Raw genomic sequence first — 16,150 nt, forward strand, 5'->3', positions numbered from 1 at the left:
GAGCCTCATTGTCCCCGGCCCGCCGCTCACGCGTCGCTGCGGACCAGCCGGTACGCCGCCCCGGCGAGGGTCAGCGCCACCCAGCCGGCGAAGACGGCGAGGCCCGCTCCGGGCGAGAGGGCGTCGGAGGACTCGTGCAGGGCGTACACGGCCGAGCCCGCGTTGCTGGGGAAGTACGGGTTGATGTTGTCGTACAGCGAGTCCGGCAGCAGCGAGGCCAGGCCGGGCAGGATCAGCAGAACACCGACCAGGACCGCGATGGCGCCGGCGGAGGAGCGCAGCAGCACACCCAGGGCGACACCGAACACGGCGACCAGACCGAGGTAGACCCCGGCACCTGCCAGGCTGCGCAGCACCCCGTCGTCGCTCAGGGACAGGGCGATCTTCTCGCCGTCCAGACCGAGGGTGCCCAGCTGGAAGGCGGCCAGCGCGCCGACGGTGGAGAGGACCAGGGCGACGGGCCCGATCACGGCGGCCTTCGACCACAGCACGGGCAGCCGGCGCGGTACGGCGGTGAGGGTGGAGCGGATCATGCCGGTGCTGTACTCGCCCGCCGACAGCAGCACCCCGAGGACGCCGACGGCCAGCGAGGCGAAGGTCACCCCGAGCAGCGCGAGACTCACCGCGTCCTGGGTGCCGGAGCCCGGACCGCCGGGCGGCCCGCCGTCGGCGACGACGTCCGGACTGTAGGTGGCGGAGGCGATGGCACCGAGGGCGACCAGCAGGAGCAGGGAGACGCCCAGGGTGATCCAACTGGAGCGCAGCGACCAGAACTTGGCCCACTCCGAACGCAGTACCCGCAGGGCGGTCACCTTGCGCACGGTCGTGCGGACGGGAGCCGCGGAAAGGGTGTCGGTGGTCATCAGGCGGCCTTTCGTGCGGTGTCGGCGGGGGCGCTCTGGTACTCGACGGCGTCATGGGTGAGCGCCATGAAGGCCTCCTCCAGGGAGACGGCCTGCGGGGTGAGTTCGTACAGCGCGATCCCGTGCTCGGCGGCGACCGCCCCGATCTCCCGGGCGCTGCGCCCCGACACCACCAGTTCCTCGGCGGCGGACGAGCTGACGACGACGTCCGGGCCCGCCAGCAGCGAACGCAGCCGTACGGCCTCGGTGGTGGAGACCTTCACACCGCCGCCGCCCGCCTCCCGCACGAAGTCGTCGACCGTGGTGTCCGCGAGGAGCCGGCCCCGGCCGATGATCACGAGGTGGTCGGCGATCAGCGCGGTCTCGCTCATCAGGTGCGAGGAGAGCATCACCGCCCGGCCCTCGTCGGCCAGCGAGCGCAGCAGGTTGCGTACCCACAACACGCCCTCCGGATCGAGGCCGTTGACCGGTTCGTCCAGCATGACGATCGCCGGGTCGGCGAGCAGCGCCGAGGCGATGCCGAGCCGCTGGCCCATCCCGAGCGAGAAGGCGCCGACCCGCTTCCCGGCCACGCTGGTCAGCCCCGCCAGCTCGATGACCTCGTCGACCCGGCCGCGCGAGATGCCGTGGGTGTGCGCGAGCGCCATCAGGTGGTTGAACGCCGTACGCCCCGGGTGGACGGACTTGGCCTCCAGCAGGGAGCCGATCTCGTGCAACGGCGCCGGGTGCTTCGCGTAGGAGCGCCCGTTGACCGTGACCGAGCCGCCCGTGGGGGCGTCCAGGCCGATGATCATGCGCATGGTCGTGGACTTGCCCGCGCCGTTGGGGCCGAGGAAGCCGGTCACCTCACCCGGTTTGACGGTGAAGCTCAAGTGGTCGACGACCGTCTTGTCGCCGTACCGCTTCGTCAGCTCACGCGCTTCGATCATGGGAGTGGCCTTCCTGCCTCGAACACGGCTGCGGATGCACCGCGGCGTCTGCTGTCGAAACTACGAGACGCACTGGTCACGACCGTGGGACCACAGGGGACACTCCGGTGACCGGGTGGTACCGCGGTACCACTGGCGGGTCCTTCGCAAGCGGTACGTGAGCGGCCGTCAGGAGGCGCGGCCGTGCGCGGCGGGAACCGTCAGGAGGCGCCGTCGTCCAGGAGCCGGTCCGCGCCGAAGGGGAGGGACAGCGCGCGGTCGCCCAGATCGGCGGGGACCTCGGGGTGGCCCGGGTTGATCCGCACCAGGCGGGCGCCAGGGGTGTGGCGTACGAGGCTCTCCATGGGCCGGCGGATCACGCCCGGGGTGTTGAACCCGGCGCCGATCTCCACGACGAGCAACCGGCCGCCGGTGGTCTCCCGGTCCAGCCACTCGGCCAGTCGCCGCCCGGCGGGCAGGTGGGCGTCGTCGACGAACCCGGGGCCGACCCGGACGTTCGGGAAGACCTCGCCACCGCAGTCCGGGCACCGGGGCAGGGCCGCCGGGTCGGTCACCCGGCCGCTCTCCCGGTCGTACGCCGCGAGGACGGTGTCGAGGAACGGCCTGCTCGGCCAGGTCTCGCGCGTGCAGGGCACCGTGCACTGCAGCCGGCCGTAGTCGCCCTGCGGGGTGAAGACCCGGTCCGCCGCGAAGCCGTTGCGGGCGAACAGGGCGTCCACGTTCGACGTCATCACCCAGTGGTCGCGGTCGCCGACCAGGGCCCGCAGCCGCCGGTAGAGCGGGTTCGGGGCGGTGCCGTACCTGATGTCGTCGATGTGGACGGCCCAGTAGCCCCACATCATGTCCGCCGGCAGCGGCACGCCCAGCAGATAGCGCGAACGCAGACCGAGCCGGTACAGCGCGGGCAGGAGCTGCCGGAAGCGTTCGGTGTCGCCGTAGTCGTAGCCCGCGGCGGCGCTGAGGCCCGCACCGGCCGCGATCAGGACCCGGTCCGCCTCGCCCAGCCAGTCACGGAACGTCCCGTCGGCCCGGGCCGCGGAGAGAGGGGAGTTGCTGCTCGTGGCGCTCACGTGTCCTTCGTACCCTTTCCATTTTCCGCCGCACCGGCACCTTGCCGAGACGGCGTGACCTCGAACGTACGAGGAGGAACCGGTGCGGGCCGGATACACTTCCGACTGATGATGGCCAAAAACCGACAGAGTGCGGCGCGGGAGATCCGCGAGGTCCCCTTCGCCGCACCGGCCGGAACGCCCGCCGGTGTCGAGACCATGTCGCTGGCCGACCTGCGCGGACGGGTACCCGGTGAGCGCCTCGCCCGGCCGCAGCGCCCCGACTTCCACCACCTGCTCACGCTCACGGCGGGCGGCCTCGCCCACACCGTGGACTTCACCGCGCACGCGCTGCGGCCGGGCTCCTGGCTGTGGGTGCGGCCCGGGCAGGTGCAGCAGTGGGGCGACGTCACCGGGGCCGAGGGCACGCTCGTCCTGTTCCGGCAGGACTTCCTCGACCCGGCCACCGCCACGGCCGCCCGCGTCGACGACGCGCACGCCCCCGTCGTCAGCACCCCCGTCGCCGACGACGCCCGGGCCCTCGACCTCGCGGCGGAGCATCTGAGCCGCGAGTTCCACGCCCTCGGCCAGCTGCCGCTTGACGTGCACGTGGCGGCCCTGCGGCACCTCCTGGCGGTCCTCGTGCTGCGGCTGGCCCACCTCACGGTCCCGGCCGACGGGCCCGCGCCGGAGCCGGACGAGACCTACCTGAGGTTCCGGGACGCGGTCGAACAGCACTTCACCCGGACCCGGCGCGTGGAGGACTACGCCCAGCTGCTCGGCTACTCCCCGCGCACCCTCGCCCGGGCCACGCTGGGCGCCGCCGGGGTCAGCGCCAAGGAGTTCGTGGACCGCCGGGTCGTCCTGGAGGCGAAGCGGCTGCTGGCCCACAGCGACCAGACGGCGGCGCGGGTCGCGGCCCAGCTCGGCTTCGCCAACCCGTCCCAGTTCAGCAAGTACTTCCAGCACCGGGTCGGGCAGTCGCCGATCGACTTCCGGGAGGTCGTGCGGGGGCGGGCGGAGAAGTAGGCCATGGCTCCGCCGGGGCGCCGGCCGGCCTTTACGCGCGCTGGTCAGAGGTGCGGGCGGTTCGGTTCGGTGCGCAGTGCCTGGCGGTAGGCGTTCTCGTCGGCCGCTCCGAACACCGTGAACACCACCCGGTCGAAGCGTCCGGGGTACGTGTCGAGCCAGTCGGCGACCGTGCGCAGGGCCAGGGGCGCGGCCTGTTCCTTGGGGTAGCCGAAGACGCCGGTGCTCACGGCGCACAGGGCGACCGTGCGGATGGACCCGACCTCGGCGGCCAGGTCCAGACAGGCCCGGTAGGCGGCGGCGAGCGCCTCCTCGTCGTCCGCGCGCGGCCGGCCGTCGGTGATGGGGCCGACGGTGTGCAGGACGTAGTGGGCGGGCAGGTGGTAGCCCCGGGTGATCTTGGCCGTGCCGGTCGGTTCGGCGGTGCCCTGGAGGGTGACGACGGTCTGGCAGTCGTCCCGCAGCCGGGGCCCGGCGGCACTGTGGATGGCGTTGTCGATACAGGCGTGCAGGGGCTGGAAGCAGCCGAGCAGGGCGCTGTTGGCGGCGTTGACGATGGCGTCCGCCGAGAGGGTCGTGATGTCGCCCCGCCACAGTGCGGTGCGGTCGGCCGCCCGGTAGGGGGAGTGGGGGAACCGCGCCGCGATGGTGGGGAGTCGGGACGCCCGCACCGTCGGCCGGAGGCCGCGTTCCGCGCCGAGGACGGCGTCCAGCGCCTCGGTGACACCGTCCGGCAGGGCGCCGGGCGGGCGGACGGTCAGCAGGGCGCGCAGCAGCCGGCGGGCCGAGGCGCCGTCGGCCGCGAGGTCCCGCAGGGCGTCGGGCCGCAGACCGAGCCGGGGTACCGCCGGGTCGTCGCTGAGCAGCCGCAGGGCCGTGCGCACCCGCTCGTCCAGCCGATCGGGCGGGGCTGGAGCCGTGGACGGCAGGAAGGGCTCGTCGAGCGAGATCGCGGCGCGGTAGGCGGCCAGGGGGAGTCCCGGTCCCGAGGACGGCCGGTCGGCGAGGCCGCTGTGCGGGGAGAAGGCGGACGGGGACGGCGGCATCGTCATGGGGAGGCTCCGGGGCGGAGGGCGGAGGGCGGAGGGGGAGTGGAGCGGGTGGCAGCCGGATCAATGGGTCGGGGGTGGGTCGGGGCGCCGGTCGTGCCGGTGCCCGGCGGGCGCGCGTCGTGGCGCGGCTGCCGGGCACCGGACACCGGGAGGATCAGGCGAGGCCGATCTGCTGGAGGAAGGTCTGGTTGTCCCAGAAGAGGAACTCCTCGTCCATGACACCGCGCTTGTTCCAGAGGCCGACGGTCACCATGTTCACGGCGAAGCTGTTGCCCGTCGGCTGGACGAAGCCGCCGTTCCCGTCCGGCATCGGCCGGGAGAAGGTGCCCTTCATGACGCCGGTGACGGCGGTCAGCTCGCCCTTGGCGATCCGGATCGGGTGCTCGCTGATCCGGGTGTTCGGCGCCCAGACGAACTGGGCCTTCAGGTCGGCGACATGACGTTCGATGCCGTCGGTGTAGTGGCCGTCGGGCCAGTGCACGCGGATGTTCCGGGAGTGGCTCTCGCCGAGCCGCTCCCACTCCTGGCCGGAGTAGACCGCGAAGTCCAGCTCGTCGAAGGTCTTGAGGTTGCGGCGCTCGGTGGGGGTGAGGTGCTGGGGCCACAGCGACTCCGCCTCGGGGGTCGAGGCCGGGTCGCCGAGGAGCTGCGGGTGGCGTTCGGCAGCGGCGGCCAGGTCGGTGCCGCCGGCCACGGCGGTGAGCGCCAGCGCGCCGAGGGTGGCGGCACTGCTGTTCCGGAGGAGGGAACGGCGGTCTATCACGGGGGGTTCCTCGGGGTTTGTGGAGGTGTCGAGGTACAGAGGTGTGGAGGCCACGGTGTGCGTCGAGCCGGCGACATATCGAGGTGGCGACGTATCGAGCCGGCGACGCGTCGCGGTGTCGGTGGCGGTTCGCCGTCAGAACAGGCCGTTGCCGTGCGGGAGTTCGGCGGGCACGGGCGCGATGACGTCCCAGTGCTCGACGATCTTTCCGTCGGCGACGCGGAACAGGTCGTAGTAGGCGACGGGCACGCCGAACTCGCCCTCGGACTGGGTCAGCACGAGGTCGCCCTCGGCGATCACCTTGTGGACCTTCTTGTAGACGAGGTTCTTGCCCTCCTCGGCCCACTTCGCGGCGGCGGCGCCGAAGCCGTCCAGACCGTCGGCGGCCTCGGTGTTGTGCTGGTGGTAGGTCTCGGTGGAGATGTAGTCGGTCAGGACCGAGTAGTCGGCGCTGACGAGGACCTTCTCCGCGAACTCCGTGACCAGGGCGCGGTTGGCGTCCGTGCTGTCCGCGTCGCCGGTGCCGGTCGGCCCGTCGGTCTGGGAGCGGCCCGAGACGGTGTCCTCGACCTGCGGGGTCAGGGCGTCCCAGTGCTCGGCCAGCTTGCCGTCGGCGTCGACGCGGAAGATGTCGAAGCCGACGAGCGGGACGGGGCCGAAGCCGTGGTAGGTGCCGTGCAGGGCGACCAGGTCGCCGTCGGCGACGACCCGGGCGCCCTCGTAGCGGAAGTCCGCGCCGAGGCTCGCGACCAGCCCGCGGAGGGCTTCGGGGCCGTCGGCGGCGAGGGAGCTGTGCTGCCTGTAGTCGGCGGCGACCCAGCGGTCCACGGCCGAGGGGTCCTTGTCGCCGAACAGTTCGGTGGCGGCCTGGAGAACCGTGTTCTTCACGTTGCTCATGACTGTCTTCACTGTCTTCCTGGTTTGCGGAACCGCGCGGGACGATCGGGGCGGTGTGTTCAAACTAGGTCGGGAAGACAGGGTCGGCCGGGCTTCCAGCCGACTCTCGATGGTCAAAAAGCGACAGTCAGAAGGCGAACGCCTCGGTGAGGCGCACGCTGTAGCCGTCCTCCTCCATCAGGACGACGGTGACACCGAAGGGGGAGGGGTGGTCGATGTCGAGCGGGACGAAGGAGTAGTCGACGGCGGCCCGGACCGGCGGCAGCAGTTCGGCGCCCGGCTGGGGCTCGGGCGCGGGCAGCCAGCGCGGCTCGACCCCGGCCGGGCCCTCGGCCCCGGTGCCGGGGGAGGTGGCGAGGGCCTGCTCGGCGTAGGGGAACCGGTGCAGGGTGTGGCTGTCCTTCGTGGCGTGCAGCATGTTCAGGCACGGCTCCGGGCCGTCGGCCGGCTGCTCGCACAGGGCGGCGACGTCCCGCGACTCCCAGGCGAGGACGACCTCGTCGGCACCGGCCGCCGCCGCGATGTTCGACAGCTGGGCGATGCCGGTGAGCGCGTCCCTGCCGGTCTCGACGGGACGCAGCCAGATCAGGCCGACGAGTTCACCACGGACCAGCGGCATGATGACCGGACGGGGCACGGCCCCCTCGCCCAGGCCCGCGGTGTACGCGTTCCTCATCGATGCGGCCAGTGCGTCCCAGGTCTGCGTGTCCACGAACTTCCTCTCACCCACGGCACAGTCACGACTCGGGCGACCCTGTCACGGCGGCGGTGGTCGACGCCAACTCGGCCGGGAGCAGAGGGAGCGGCAGCGGCCGGTCCGGGACAGCCCGGGGCACGCGCTCCAGGATGCCGCCCGCGAACACGTCGTACAGCGGCAGTGTCTCCAGGTGCACGTAGCCGATGTGGCAGTCGCACACCCGCAGCGGACAGGCCCGCGGTCCGAGCGCGGCCCGGTAGGAGCCGTCGTACAGATTTCCCAGCTCCGTACGGACGAAATGGCACCGGCGTACCGTGCCCTCGCCGTCCACCGAGAGTACCGACTCGCCGGTGCGGCAGGGCAGGCCCGCCGAGCGGTGCGGATGGCGGCTGAAGGGGAAGAGGGGGTCCAGGGCGGTCCAGCGGTCGGCCTCCTCGTCCGTGTAGGTGTGGCCCTCGGCGGCGTTCACCCACAGGTAGACGTGTTCCGGCAGCTCCGCGCGCAGCCGTCGCGCGTGCTCCAGATGGTCCGGCACGCCGACGACACCGACGCTGAAGCGGACCCCGAGGGCGGACAGTTCGTGCGTCTTGGTGAGGAACCGTTCGTAGGGCGTCTGTCCGGGGTGGTAGGTGCACCAGAGGGCGACGGTGTCGCGGTCCGCGTCCGCCAGCCAGTCGGTGCGGCAGCTCAGGTTGGTCTGGATGGCCACCCGGTGTATGTGCGGCTCGTGCGAGAGGTCGACGAGAGCGCGCCGGTACCAGGAGCGGACCAGCCCCTCGCCCCACGGTGTGAAGAGCACCGACAGCCGGTCCTCCCGCTGCTCCCGCGCCCACCCGGTGAACCTCTCCAACGCGGCTCGGTCGGCGCGGAGTTGGGCCGTGCTGTCGCGGCGCTTCGCGAACGGGCAGTAGGGGCAGTCGTAGTCGCAGGAGGAGAGCGGACCCCGGTACAGCAGCGTCAGATCCATGCCGACCCGCTCACTTCGTCTCGTAGGCGGCCATGGCGGCCCGCACGTCCGGCGAGAAGAACTCGGGCCCGATGGCGTCGGAGTGGGCCAACCCCTCGGCGGACAGCCGCAGTTGTCCCGCCCGGTCGCCGTCGAGCCAGCCTCGGGCGGCGAGGGTGTCCAGCTCGGCGGGGAAGTCGGCGTAAGGATCGGAGCCGAACCGCAGCCGGTACTCGGCGACGGGCATGCCCTCCGCCTGGAGCAGCGACTGCAGCAGATGGCGGCGCCGAGCCTCGTCCGCGTCGACCCAACGCCCGTGCAGGGCACGGGAGAAGTCGGCGGTGGCCGTGTAGTCGTCGATGATGCCGCGTATCTCGCCCATCGACACGGCGTAGTCGAAGGAGTAGTGCAGCCGCGAGGTGTAGGAACGGGCCCCGCAGCCGAGACCGATCATGCCGTCGGTCTGGCAGGCGTAGTCGTCCGGGCCCTGTGGTGGTGCGTCCGCGCGCCGGAACATCCGCATCGACACCTGCTCGTAGCCCTGGGAGAGCAGATGGTCGCGGCCCTCCCGGTAGCGGCGCAGGCGCTGCTCGTCCCACTCGCGGTCGGCCGCCGCCGGGTCGACCCGGCGGCCGAGGCCGGTGAGCGGGCGGATGTAGAGGGGGTAGAGGTAGATCTCCTCGGGGCGCCAGGCCAGCGCCGCGTCGAGGGAGTAGCGCCAACTGGCCGCGGTCTGGCCGTCGATGCCGTAGATCAGGTCGATGTTGAGGACGGGGACGGCGGCCTCACGGATGCGGGCGAGCGCCGCCTCCACATCCGACCTGTGCTGCGGGCGTACGGCGGCCCGTGCCTCCTCCTCGACGAAGCTCTGCACGCCGAGGCTGAGCCGGGTGGCGCCCCGCTCGGCGAGCACCGCCAGCCGGTCGGCCGTGGCGGTGGACGGCGACGCCTCCACCGACAGCGGTACGGCCCGCAGGTCGACGCCCATCTCCGACTCGGCGATGTCGCACAGCCGATCAAGCTCCGTGGCCTCCAGGAAGGTCGGAGTGCCGCCGCCGAAGGCCGCGTTGACGAACCGGGGGGTCTCCGCGTCGCCCAACGCCTCCCGCACGGCGGCGGCCTGGCGCCGCACGGCGTCCAGATAGCGGCCCGGCAGACCGTCGGGCGCCCCGATGCGGGTGAACAGGTTGCAGAAGCCGCAGCGCACCTCGCAGAACGGGATGTGCAGATACAGCGACAGCGACTGCCGTGACTCCCCGGCCCACAGGTCCGCGAGCCGGGGCGCGGGTGACAGCGGCCGGTAGGCGGTCTTGTGCGGGTAGGCGTACGTATAGCTCTGGTAGGGCCGTGGGGTGAGTGTGGCGCTGTCGGTCGCGGTGACGGTCATACGGACGGCTCCAGGAAGAAGTGGCCGTAGGGCACGGTCCACACGGACTCGTGGCCGAGGCGGTGGCCGGTGTAACCGTCGTCCCCGTAGGCGGTGCCGTGGTCGGAGCAGACGATGGCGAAGCAGCGGCGGCGCGAACTCATCGCCGCGAACAGCCGCCCGACATGCCGGTCGACGTACTCCAGCGCGGCGGCATGGGTGGCCCGGCTGTCGCCCGCCTCCCGGGTCGCGCCGGGCAGGTGGAACCAGTTGGGCTGGTGCAGCGCGGAGACGTTGACGAAGAGGAACAGTCGCTGCTCGGGCGGCAGTTCGGCGACGGTCTTCTCGGCGCGCGCCACCTGTGCCTCGAAGGAGGTCGGGGAGGCCACGGAGAACTCCGGCTCCCAGTGGCTCTCCTGGAAGAACCCGGGCAGTACGTCGCCCAGGGCGCCCTGCTTGTTGAAGAAGCCGACCCCGCCGACGCACACCGTGCGGTACCCGTGCGCGGCGAGCCCGGACACCAGGTCCGGAGTGTCGAAGACGTAGGTGCCGTCCGCCGTCGACTCGCTGCCCGCGAACCTGGCCGCGAACAGGCGCGGATGCGGTCCTGGTCCGGCCGGGGTGGGCAGGAAGCCCGCGAACATCGCCTGGTGGGAGGCGTAGGTGAAGCTCCCGGGCGCGTGCCGCTCCTCCCAGACGCCGCCCGGCAGCCGGGCGGTCAGGTTGGGCAGCCGTCCGGCGGCGGCGAGTTCGACGGCCACGTCGTACCGGAGGGTGTCCAGGGTGAGGAGGAGCAGGTCGTCCCGGCCCACCACCTCGTTCATGTCCGGCCCGGCGGGCGGGGCGGGGGAGGGCTCAGACGGTGGCATGGGTGTTCCTCGGCAGTTCGTACGACAGTTCGTGCGGTCGTTCGGGTGACAGTCCGGGCAGTCCGGGTGGTGCGATCGGGCCGACAGCCGCGGCCTGTCCCGGGAGCCGGCCGGGGGAGAAGGAGACGGCCGCGGCGACCTGTGCGGCGTAGGTGTCCAGGCCCTCCGCCCCGCTGCCCGGGAGGCCGGTCAGCCGGGGGAGCAGGTCGCCGAAGGCGTTGACCTCGCCGACGGCGAACCGGCGCCAGCCGACCGCGGGCAGCACATCGACGCCGACGCACAGGGTGCCCGGGAAGCAGGCCGCGGCCCGCTCGGCGGTTTCGAGGGCCGTGGCCCACCGGTCACCGGCCAGCGCCCGGACGGCCGCCAGATCGCCGCGCGCCCCGCCGAGATGCAGATTGGTCAGCGGGGAGCGGCTGGTGCGGACCACGGCGTGGGTGGCCCGGCCGCCCACGACCACGATGCGCAGATCCGCCGACCGGCCGCCGAGGGAGGCCTTCGGCAGCCACCGCTCGATGTGCAGCCCGTCCGGCGCCAGCGCGTCGACGATCGCGGCGATCTCCCGCTCCTCGGTGTACCGGCGCACCCGCAGGGAGTTGTGGAGCCGGCCCTCCCCGGTCCGCTCCACGGACGTGGTCGCGCGGATCCGCCCCGACGCGGTGGTCTCGACCGCGAGGACACCGGAGGCGGAGGAACCGTGCGCGAGCTTGACGAAGACCCGCCGCAGCCCCGCCTCGTCCATGAGACGGCGTACGTCCGCCCAGTCCCGCACCGGCGGTACGCCCCCCGAGGTGGGGGACTGCGGCACGGGCACGTCCGCCCGGGCCAGCCGGTCGTGACAGAGCCGCTTGTCGAACATCACGGCCAGCTCCGCCGGGTCGTCGAGCCTGCGCCCGCCGCGCAACGAGGCCACGCCCGCCAGAAACCGCCCGTACCAGCGCGCGGAGCCCTCCACCCGCGTCGGTTCGTCGGCCCCGCGCAGCAGCGCGTCCACCTCGGCGTCCTCCCCCGGGGAGTCGAGGCGGACCAGCTCGTCGTCCGCGAAGTCGTGGCCGCCGTCCCGCAGCACGTCGGCCCACTCGACCACGCGGGGCGTGCCGTGACCGGCCGCCTCGGTGGCCGCGGCGAACATGCCCACCCGGCGGTTGTCACCGTTGGCGACCACCGCCCACCTCGGCGGAGCGTCCTCCTCATGCGTGCGCCCCATGGTGCTCACCATCCCCCTCTTCGTACCTGTCTCCGGCCCCCCGAGCGCCCTACTCGCCCACCGAGACGAACCGCCAGACCGTGCCGTCCTCCTCCTCGTCGGACTCGGCGTCCTCGGGATCGGCGTCCACCTCCACCCCGGCGGGCTCCAGCGTCTCCAGCAGCCGGGTGCGCAGCTCGTCGCTGAGGTAGTTGTGGTACAGGTCGAGCTTCTTCAGATGTGTCAGCGGCTGGCCGGTCAGCAGGGCCGTGGCACCGTCGTCGGTGAGCACGCCCATCGAGATGTCCAGCACCTCAAGGCGGGCCACCACCGGCGCGGACGCGAGCGCCGTACAGATGGCGTCCTGCATCTCGCTGTTGCGCAGGGCGAGATGCGTCAGGCCGGGCAGCCGCGTGCCCGCGAAGAAGGGCTCCAGGTCGGCGATCTCCGCGTCGCCGCCGTACTCGGGCGTGCCGAGCCACAGGTCGAGTTCGACGAGGGCGGGCAGATCGCTGCCCGCGATGCCGCGCACCACCGCGACGGGCAGACCGCCGGACTCGACGGCCAGTTTGCGCAGCCGCTCGTGCCGCACGGCCGGGAAGACCAGTCCGTTGCCGCCCCGGACCGTGAACTCCTCCAGGGCGGGGAAGGCCTCCAGGAGGGGTGTGACCTCGCCCTGGGTGATCCAGGAGATCTCGGCCTCCTCCATCACGATGTCGCCCAGGAACAGGCCGCGCAGCGCGGGCAGCCGGTCGCGGGCCTCGACCAGCGCCTTGATCACCTCGTCCGGACCGCTGTCGTACACATCGCTCCACGCGCCGACGACCAGGGCGCGGACCCGCTCGGTGTCGACGGCCGCCAGGAAGCGGGCGAAGGCCTCCTCCCACTGCTCCTTGGAGTCGTAGGAGTCCACGGCGACCCGCCAGGCGACGGACTCGGGCGCCGGCAGGGCGGACGCGTCCGCCGACGTGTCACCGGCGTCGGGAAACGTGAAGGCGGGCAGGCCGTGGAACTCCGTGAGGTGGCTACCGATGGTCATGCGTGCCTGCTCCCTGATGCGATGCCGGTGGATCGGCGGTCGTGGTCCCGGTCCTGGCGCGCGCCGATCGCGTCCAGGTAGAGGAGTTCTACCAAGCCCCACTGACAACGCCGCCAACTGGGGCCTCCCACACGGCGAACCGGCTCGTCGGCGGCCCGTGGAGACGGTGCCGGGGACCGATTGTCAGTGCCCGCCCCTACGGTCGTTCCCATGGCACACGGAGTGCCGAAACGGGAGGGAGACCCATGTACCGGCAGGGAGACGTACTGATCGTGGCACTGGCGGAGGGCGCGGTGCCGGAGTTCGCGGTCGACGCGGCGTCCGAACCGCGCGACGGCCGCGGCAGACTCGTCCTGGCGCTCGGCGAGGTCACCGGCCACGCCCACGCGGTGGCCGGTCCGGGGCGGCTGATCCGCGAGGCCGGGGTGTTCGGCCCGATGCTGCTGCACGTGCCCGAGGGAGCCCGCGTCGTCCACGAGGAGCACGCGGCGATCACGCTCCCGAAGGGCTGGTACCGGGTGATCAGGCAGCGGGAGTACATACCGGGCTCGGTGCGCGTCGTCGCCGACTGACGACGCCCGGGCACACACACGGGACCGATGAAGGACCGACCGGACCGTACGACATGGGGACGCGGCCGGCGGCACAGCACTTGGAGAGGAACGGCACTGATGGACCAGGGCAGTTGGCGGACGGCGGCGACAGCGACGGGACCGGGCGACCGGGCGGCGGCCGAGGCGGGCGTCCGGCTCGCCTACCGGCGGGCGGGCCTGCCGGAACCCGAGCGCGTCCTGTGGGCGCGCTCGCCCCTGGAGGCCGTACGGATGCTCATGACGGAGGCGCACCCGGACGGTTCGCCGCTCGGCACCCTCGGCGCGGGTGTCCGGGACGCCGTGTGGAGCGCGCCCTGGGCCGCCGAACGGGGGCGGCTGCACGCCGAGTTGGGCGCCGAGCGGTGGAGCGGGCACTGGCGGGCCACCGGGGCCGGGCTGTGGGAGGCGACCCGCACGCTGGTGGACCGGGTGCGGGCGGGCATCGTCGAGGAACTCGGCGCCGACCGGAAGACGGAGGCGCGGGTCCGTCTGCTGCTCCTGGACGCGGCGCTGGGGCAGCACGACGCGGCGTGGATGTGCGCGTTCGAGCCGGGCGACGACAGCCCGCTGGCCGGCCTGGCAGCCGTGGCGCGCGACGCGGGCTGGTGGTGGCCGTACGAGAGGACCGTGATCCTCAGCGAACGCCCGCTGGCCCTGCACCGCGACGAGGCGGGCCGCCTGGACCGGGGCGACGGCCCGGCCCTCGGCTACGCGGACGGCTTCGAGCTGTACGCCTGGCGCGGCATGCCCGTACCGAAGGACTTCCTGGACGAACTGAGCACCCTCACCCCGGAGCGCATCCGCGACGAGGAGAACGCCGAACTCCGGCGCGTGATGCTGGAGTTCTACGGCTACGACCGCTATCTGGAGGAGTCCGGCGCGGTACCCGTCCACCGCGACGAGACAGGTGTGCTGTGGCGCGTCCAGCTCGTCGGCGACGAGGACGTGGTGATGGTCGAGGTCGTCAACTCCACACCTGAACCGGACGGTACGAGCCGTACGTACTGGCTGAGGGTGCCGCCGACGACCCGTACGGCGCGCGAAGGGGTGGCCTGGACGTTCGGTGTCGAGGCGGAGGCGTACGAGCCGCTCCGGCAGACGTGAACGGGGGCGCTGCTGCGATCATCCTGACGAAGGCGGAACACATGGTCGAGGGAGCGGGATGATTTCGGAGCCGGAGTTGGCCGGGGAGTTCGACGGAGTCGACACCCGCGAGGTGGTGGGCGGCTTCGACGAGGAGCCCGGTGGGGAACCCCGGCCGCGACCGCCGTGGCAGTGGGCGCTGGGCGGGGCCGTGCTGGCGTCCGTCCTCTGGGCGGCGGCGCTGTTCGTGTACGGAGCGGGCGAGCAGAAGCCGGACTTGAACGGGTACCAGCTGAAGCAAGACCCTTGCCCGTCGCTGCGGTTGAAGGCGCTCGGTGCGGTGATCGCGCCGAGAGAGCCCACCTCCAAGATCGACTCGGCCCTGCTGCGCGATGCGGCCCTCGACCAGATCCAGTGCTCTATTCCCCTCCGGTTCCTGGCCGGCGGGGAGCAGGCCGGGAAGGGGTGGTTCACCGGCTACACCGTCGGAATCGCGGTGGCACTGCACAAGAAGACCGATCCCGGCGCGGAGTTCGAGGCAGGCCGACGGGTGACCGATGCCGGCATTCTTTCCGAGGACCAGGTCCAGACGGTTCCGGACCTTGGCGACAAGGCGTATCTCCTGACCCAGGACAACAACAAGGCGGAGTTGCGGGTACTGGACGGGGGAGCGGTCCTCTCGCTGGATCTCTCCGTCTACACGTACTACAAGGGCGACAACCAGGACGAGACCGCCGTCGGTGACGGGCCGGAACTCCCCGACCTGTCCCTGTACCGGTCGGCCATGATCGCCGACATGCGCGACCTGATGTCGAGCCTCAAGCGGTGAGGAACTCGGCGGCCGTCCGGCGGGCCGGGGCCTCGGTCTCCCGCGCGATGCGGTGGAAGGTCTCCTGGGCCGGGCGGGCCGGCCAGTCCGCGGGCAGATGGCGGGCGGGGAGCCGGGGGTCCGTGCGGATGATGTCCAGCCACTCGCTGATCACCCGCAGCCGGATGCCCAGCGGATCGCCGGAGGCGGTGCCCGGCCGGTCGGACCAGCGTTTGTCGAAGTCGGCGTAGCGGGCGCCGACCTCGCCCAGGTCCCAGGTGTCCCGGATCATCAGGGCGATGTCGGTGGCGTCGTCGGCAGTGGCGTGGAAGATCTTGACGTGGGCGGCGAGGCCCAGCTCGGCGACGAAGGAGGAGGCGTCCACGTCGCCGGGCGCGATCCACAGCCCGCTGTAGAGGGCGCCGAAGCCCGACCAGGTGAGCCGGGAGCGCAGATCGTGCCGCTGGCGCTGCCAGGACTCGGGCAGTGAGAAGCCGAGCAGTGTCCAGGTGCCGTCCCAGTCGTCGTTCACGGCACCGGTCTGCCACAGGCGCCGCTTGCCGTCCCACAGGACCTGCTCCGTCTGCGCGGTCAGCCCGAAGTGCATCCGGCGCCCCTCGCGCTGCCGCCGCAGCAGCCCCCGGTTGACCATGCGCGTGAGGGTGGACCGGACGGCGTGCTCACCGACCCCGGTGCGGGCGAGGACATCGATGATGCTGCCCGAGTACACGGGCCCGAGCCCCTCCTCCAGGACGTAGCTGCCGAAGAAGGCGAACAGCAGCGACTGGGGGCGCAGCTGCGGGATGGGCGAGGTCATGGAGGGCTGAACTCCCTTTCGCCTGGGCCTCGGCCGGGTGGTGGCCGCGCCGGTCGAAGTCGCCGGGTGCCTCTCTTGTCCGGAGTGCTGACAGCGCGAACATAGGTGTGTACATTGCGGCCGTCAAGAAAGTGCACAACATTCGGTGTTGCTTCCTCAGGAGG

At 72.4% G+C, this 16,150-nt stretch carries 17 protein-coding genes; 4 read left to right on the forward strand and 13 right to left on the reverse strand.

Going from position 1 to position 16,150, the window contains the following annotated elements; translation table 11 throughout:
- Positions 1 to 26: 26 nt before the first annotated feature.
- The 3 genes from CW359_RS07385 to CW359_RS07395 form a co-directional block, all read right to left on the reverse strand.
- Positions 27 to 863 (reverse strand): hypothetical protein, encoded by an 837-nt coding sequence (locus CW359_RS07385; protein ID WP_105968972.1) that lies wholly within the window; start codon positions 861 to 863, stop codon positions 27 to 29.
- Positions 863 to 1,792 carry an ABC transporter ATP-binding protein gene (locus tag CW359_RS07390; RefSeq protein WP_105968973.1) on the reverse strand — a complete coding sequence of 310 codons (930 nt, stop codon included), beginning with the start codon at positions 1,790 to 1,792 and terminating at the stop codon, positions 863 to 865. The genes CW359_RS07385 and CW359_RS07390 overlap by 1 nt, the downstream gene beginning before the upstream one ends.
- A gap of 200 nt (positions 1,793 to 1,992) precedes the next feature.
- A complete protein-coding gene (locus CW359_RS07395; protein ID WP_105968974.1) occupies positions 1,993 to 2,862 on the reverse strand; it encodes an SIR2 family NAD-dependent protein deacylase in 870 nt (289 codons plus the stop codon).
- Between the two features lie 108 nt (positions 2,863 to 2,970).
- On the opposite strand from CW359_RS07395, the gene CW359_RS07400 reads away from it, so the two are divergent.
- Positions 2,971 to 3,870, forward strand: coding sequence for a helix-turn-helix domain-containing protein (locus CW359_RS07400; protein ID WP_198655124.1), 900 nt, complete (start codon positions 2,971 to 2,973; stop codon positions 3,868 to 3,870).
- 44 nt (positions 3,871 to 3,914) lie between these two features.
- On the opposite strand, the gene CW359_RS07405 is transcribed toward CW359_RS07400, so the two are convergent.
- The 9 genes from CW359_RS07405 to CW359_RS07445 all read right to left on the reverse strand — a co-directional run bounded on the left by CW359_RS07405 (position 3,915) and on the right by CW359_RS07445 (position 12,685).
- Complete coding sequence (locus CW359_RS07405) at positions 3,915 to 4,922, reverse strand: protein-ADP-ribose hydrolase (protein WP_232838270.1); 1,008 nt, start codon at positions 4,920 to 4,922, stop codon at positions 3,915 to 3,917.
- Between the two features lie 154 nt (positions 4,923 to 5,076).
- Positions 5,077 to 5,685 carry an ester cyclase gene (locus CW359_RS07410; protein WP_105968975.1) on the reverse strand — a complete coding sequence of 203 codons (609 nt, stop codon included), beginning with the start codon at positions 5,683 to 5,685 and terminating at the stop codon, positions 5,077 to 5,079.
- A gap of 135 nt (positions 5,686 to 5,820) precedes the next feature.
- Positions 5,821 to 6,582, reverse strand: coding sequence for a nuclear transport factor 2 family protein (locus CW359_RS07415; RefSeq protein ID WP_105968976.1), 762 nt, complete (start codon positions 6,580 to 6,582; stop codon positions 5,821 to 5,823).
- A gap of 127 nt (positions 6,583 to 6,709) precedes the next feature.
- Positions 6,710 to 7,294, reverse strand: a complete 585-nt coding sequence (locus CW359_RS07420) for a hypothetical protein (protein ID WP_105968977.1) — start codon at positions 7,292 to 7,294, stop codon at positions 6,710 to 6,712.
- Positions 7,295 to 7,319: 25 nt separating this feature from the next.
- Positions 7,320 to 8,246 carry an STM4011 family radical SAM protein gene (locus tag CW359_RS07425; protein ID WP_105968978.1) on the reverse strand — a complete coding sequence of 309 codons (927 nt, stop codon included), beginning with the start codon at positions 8,244 to 8,246 and terminating at the stop codon, positions 7,320 to 7,322.
- A 10-nt stretch (positions 8,247 to 8,256) separates the two neighbouring features.
- Positions 8,257 to 9,612 carry an STM4012 family radical SAM protein gene (locus CW359_RS07430; RefSeq protein ID WP_105968979.1) on the reverse strand — a complete coding sequence of 452 codons (1,356 nt, stop codon included), beginning with the start codon at positions 9,610 to 9,612 and terminating at the stop codon, positions 8,257 to 8,259.
- Positions 9,609 to 10,415, reverse strand: coding sequence for an STM4013/SEN3800 family hydrolase (locus CW359_RS07435; protein WP_105968980.1), 807 nt, complete (start codon positions 10,413 to 10,415; stop codon positions 9,609 to 9,611). Before CW359_RS07435 ends, CW359_RS07430 begins: the two co-directional genes overlap by 4 nt.
- 31 nt (positions 10,416 to 10,446) lie before the next feature.
- Positions 10,447 to 11,667: an STM4014 family protein gene (locus CW359_RS07440; protein ID WP_232838271.1), complete on the reverse strand. Its 1,221-nt coding sequence runs from the start codon at positions 11,665 to 11,667 to the stop codon at positions 10,447 to 10,449.
- A 49-nt stretch (positions 11,668 to 11,716) separates the two neighbouring features.
- The gene (locus CW359_RS07445) at positions 11,717 to 12,685 is read right to left on the reverse strand and encodes an STM4015 family protein (RefSeq protein ID WP_105968981.1); all 969 of its coding nucleotides are present in this window, start codon (positions 12,683 to 12,685) and stop codon (positions 11,717 to 11,719) included.
- Positions 12,686 to 12,930: 245 nt separating this feature from the next.
- Here CW359_RS07445 and CW359_RS07450 point away from each other — a divergent pair, with 245 nt between their 5' ends.
- From CW359_RS07450 to CW359_RS07460, 3 genes are all read left to right on the forward strand, one after another.
- Positions 12,931 to 13,257, forward strand: a complete 327-nt coding sequence (locus tag CW359_RS07450; RefSeq protein ID WP_105968982.1) for a hypothetical protein — start codon at positions 12,931 to 12,933, stop codon at positions 13,255 to 13,257.
- Positions 13,258 to 13,356: 99 nt separating this feature from the next.
- On the forward strand, positions 13,357 to 14,382 hold the full coding sequence (locus tag CW359_RS07455; RefSeq protein WP_198655125.1) for a DUF6745 domain-containing protein: 1,026 nt from the start codon (positions 13,357 to 13,359) through the stop codon (positions 14,380 to 14,382).
- Between the two features lie 58 nt (positions 14,383 to 14,440).
- Positions 14,441 to 15,190, forward strand: a complete 750-nt coding sequence (locus tag CW359_RS07460) for a hypothetical protein (protein ID WP_105968983.1) — start codon at positions 14,441 to 14,443, stop codon at positions 15,188 to 15,190.
- Here CW359_RS07460 and CW359_RS07465 read toward each other — a convergent pair.
- Positions 15,180 to 15,986 carry a PaaX family transcriptional regulator gene (locus CW359_RS07465; protein WP_105968984.1) on the reverse strand — a complete coding sequence of 269 codons (807 nt, stop codon included), beginning with the start codon at positions 15,984 to 15,986 and terminating at the stop codon, positions 15,180 to 15,182. The two genes, CW359_RS07460 and CW359_RS07465, sit on opposite strands and share 11 nt — an antisense overlap.
- Positions 15,987 to 16,150 lie beyond the last annotated feature (164 nt).

Source organism: Streptomyces geranii (assembly GCF_002954775.1).
Classification (GTDB): domain Bacteria; phylum Actinomycetota; class Actinomycetes; order Streptomycetales; family Streptomycetaceae; genus Streptomyces; species Streptomyces geranii.

Bases quoted from the DNA above. Each gene is read 5' to 3' on its own strand.
- CW359_RS07440 (WP_232838271.1), bottom strand. From the start codon at position 11,667: ATGGGGCGCACGCATGAGGAGGACGCTCCGCCGAGGTGGGCGGTGGTC.
- CW359_RS07415 (WP_105968976.1), bottom strand. From the start codon at position 6,582: ATGAGCAACGTGAAGAACACGGTTCTCCAGGCCGCCACCGAACTGTTC.
- CW359_RS07430 (WP_105968979.1), bottom strand. From the start codon at position 9,612: ATGACCGTCACCGCGACCGACAGCGCCACACTCACCCCACGGCCCTAC.
- CW359_RS07435 (WP_105968980.1), bottom strand. From the start codon at position 10,415: ATGAACGAGGTGGTGGGCCGGGACGACCTGCTCCTCCTCACCCTGGAC.
- CW359_RS07400 (WP_198655124.1), top strand. From the start codon at position 2,971: ATGATGGCCAAAAACCGACAGAGTGCGGCGCGGGAGATCCGCGAGGTC.
- CW359_RS07390 (WP_105968973.1), bottom strand. From the start codon at position 1,792: ATGATCGAAGCGCGTGAGCTGACGAAGCGGTACGGCGACAAGACGGTC.
- CW359_RS07455 (WP_198655125.1), top strand. From the start codon at position 13,357: ATGGACCAGGGCAGTTGGCGGACGGCGGCGACAGCGACGGGACCGGGC.
- CW359_RS07460 (WP_105968983.1), top strand. From the start codon at position 14,441: ATGATTTCGGAGCCGGAGTTGGCCGGGGAGTTCGACGGAGTCGACACC.
- CW359_RS07445 (WP_105968981.1), bottom strand. From the start codon at position 12,685: ATGACCATCGGTAGCCACCTCACGGAGTTCCACGGCCTGCCCGCCTTC.
- CW359_RS07385 (WP_105968972.1), bottom strand. From the start codon at position 863: ATGACCACCGACACCCTTTCCGCGGCTCCCGTCCGCACGACCGTGCGC.
- CW359_RS07450 (WP_105968982.1), top strand. From the start codon at position 12,931: ATGTACCGGCAGGGAGACGTACTGATCGTGGCACTGGCGGAGGGCGCG.
- CW359_RS07465 (WP_105968984.1), bottom strand. From the start codon at position 15,986: ATGACCTCGCCCATCCCGCAGCTGCGCCCCCAGTCGCTGCTGTTCGCC.
- CW359_RS07405 (WP_232838270.1), bottom strand. From the start codon at position 4,922: ATGACGATGCCGCCGTCCCCGTCCGCCTTCTCCCCGCACAGCGGCCTC.
- CW359_RS07425 (WP_105968978.1), bottom strand. From the start codon at position 8,246: ATGGATCTGACGCTGCTGTACCGGGGTCCGCTCTCCTCCTGCGACTAC.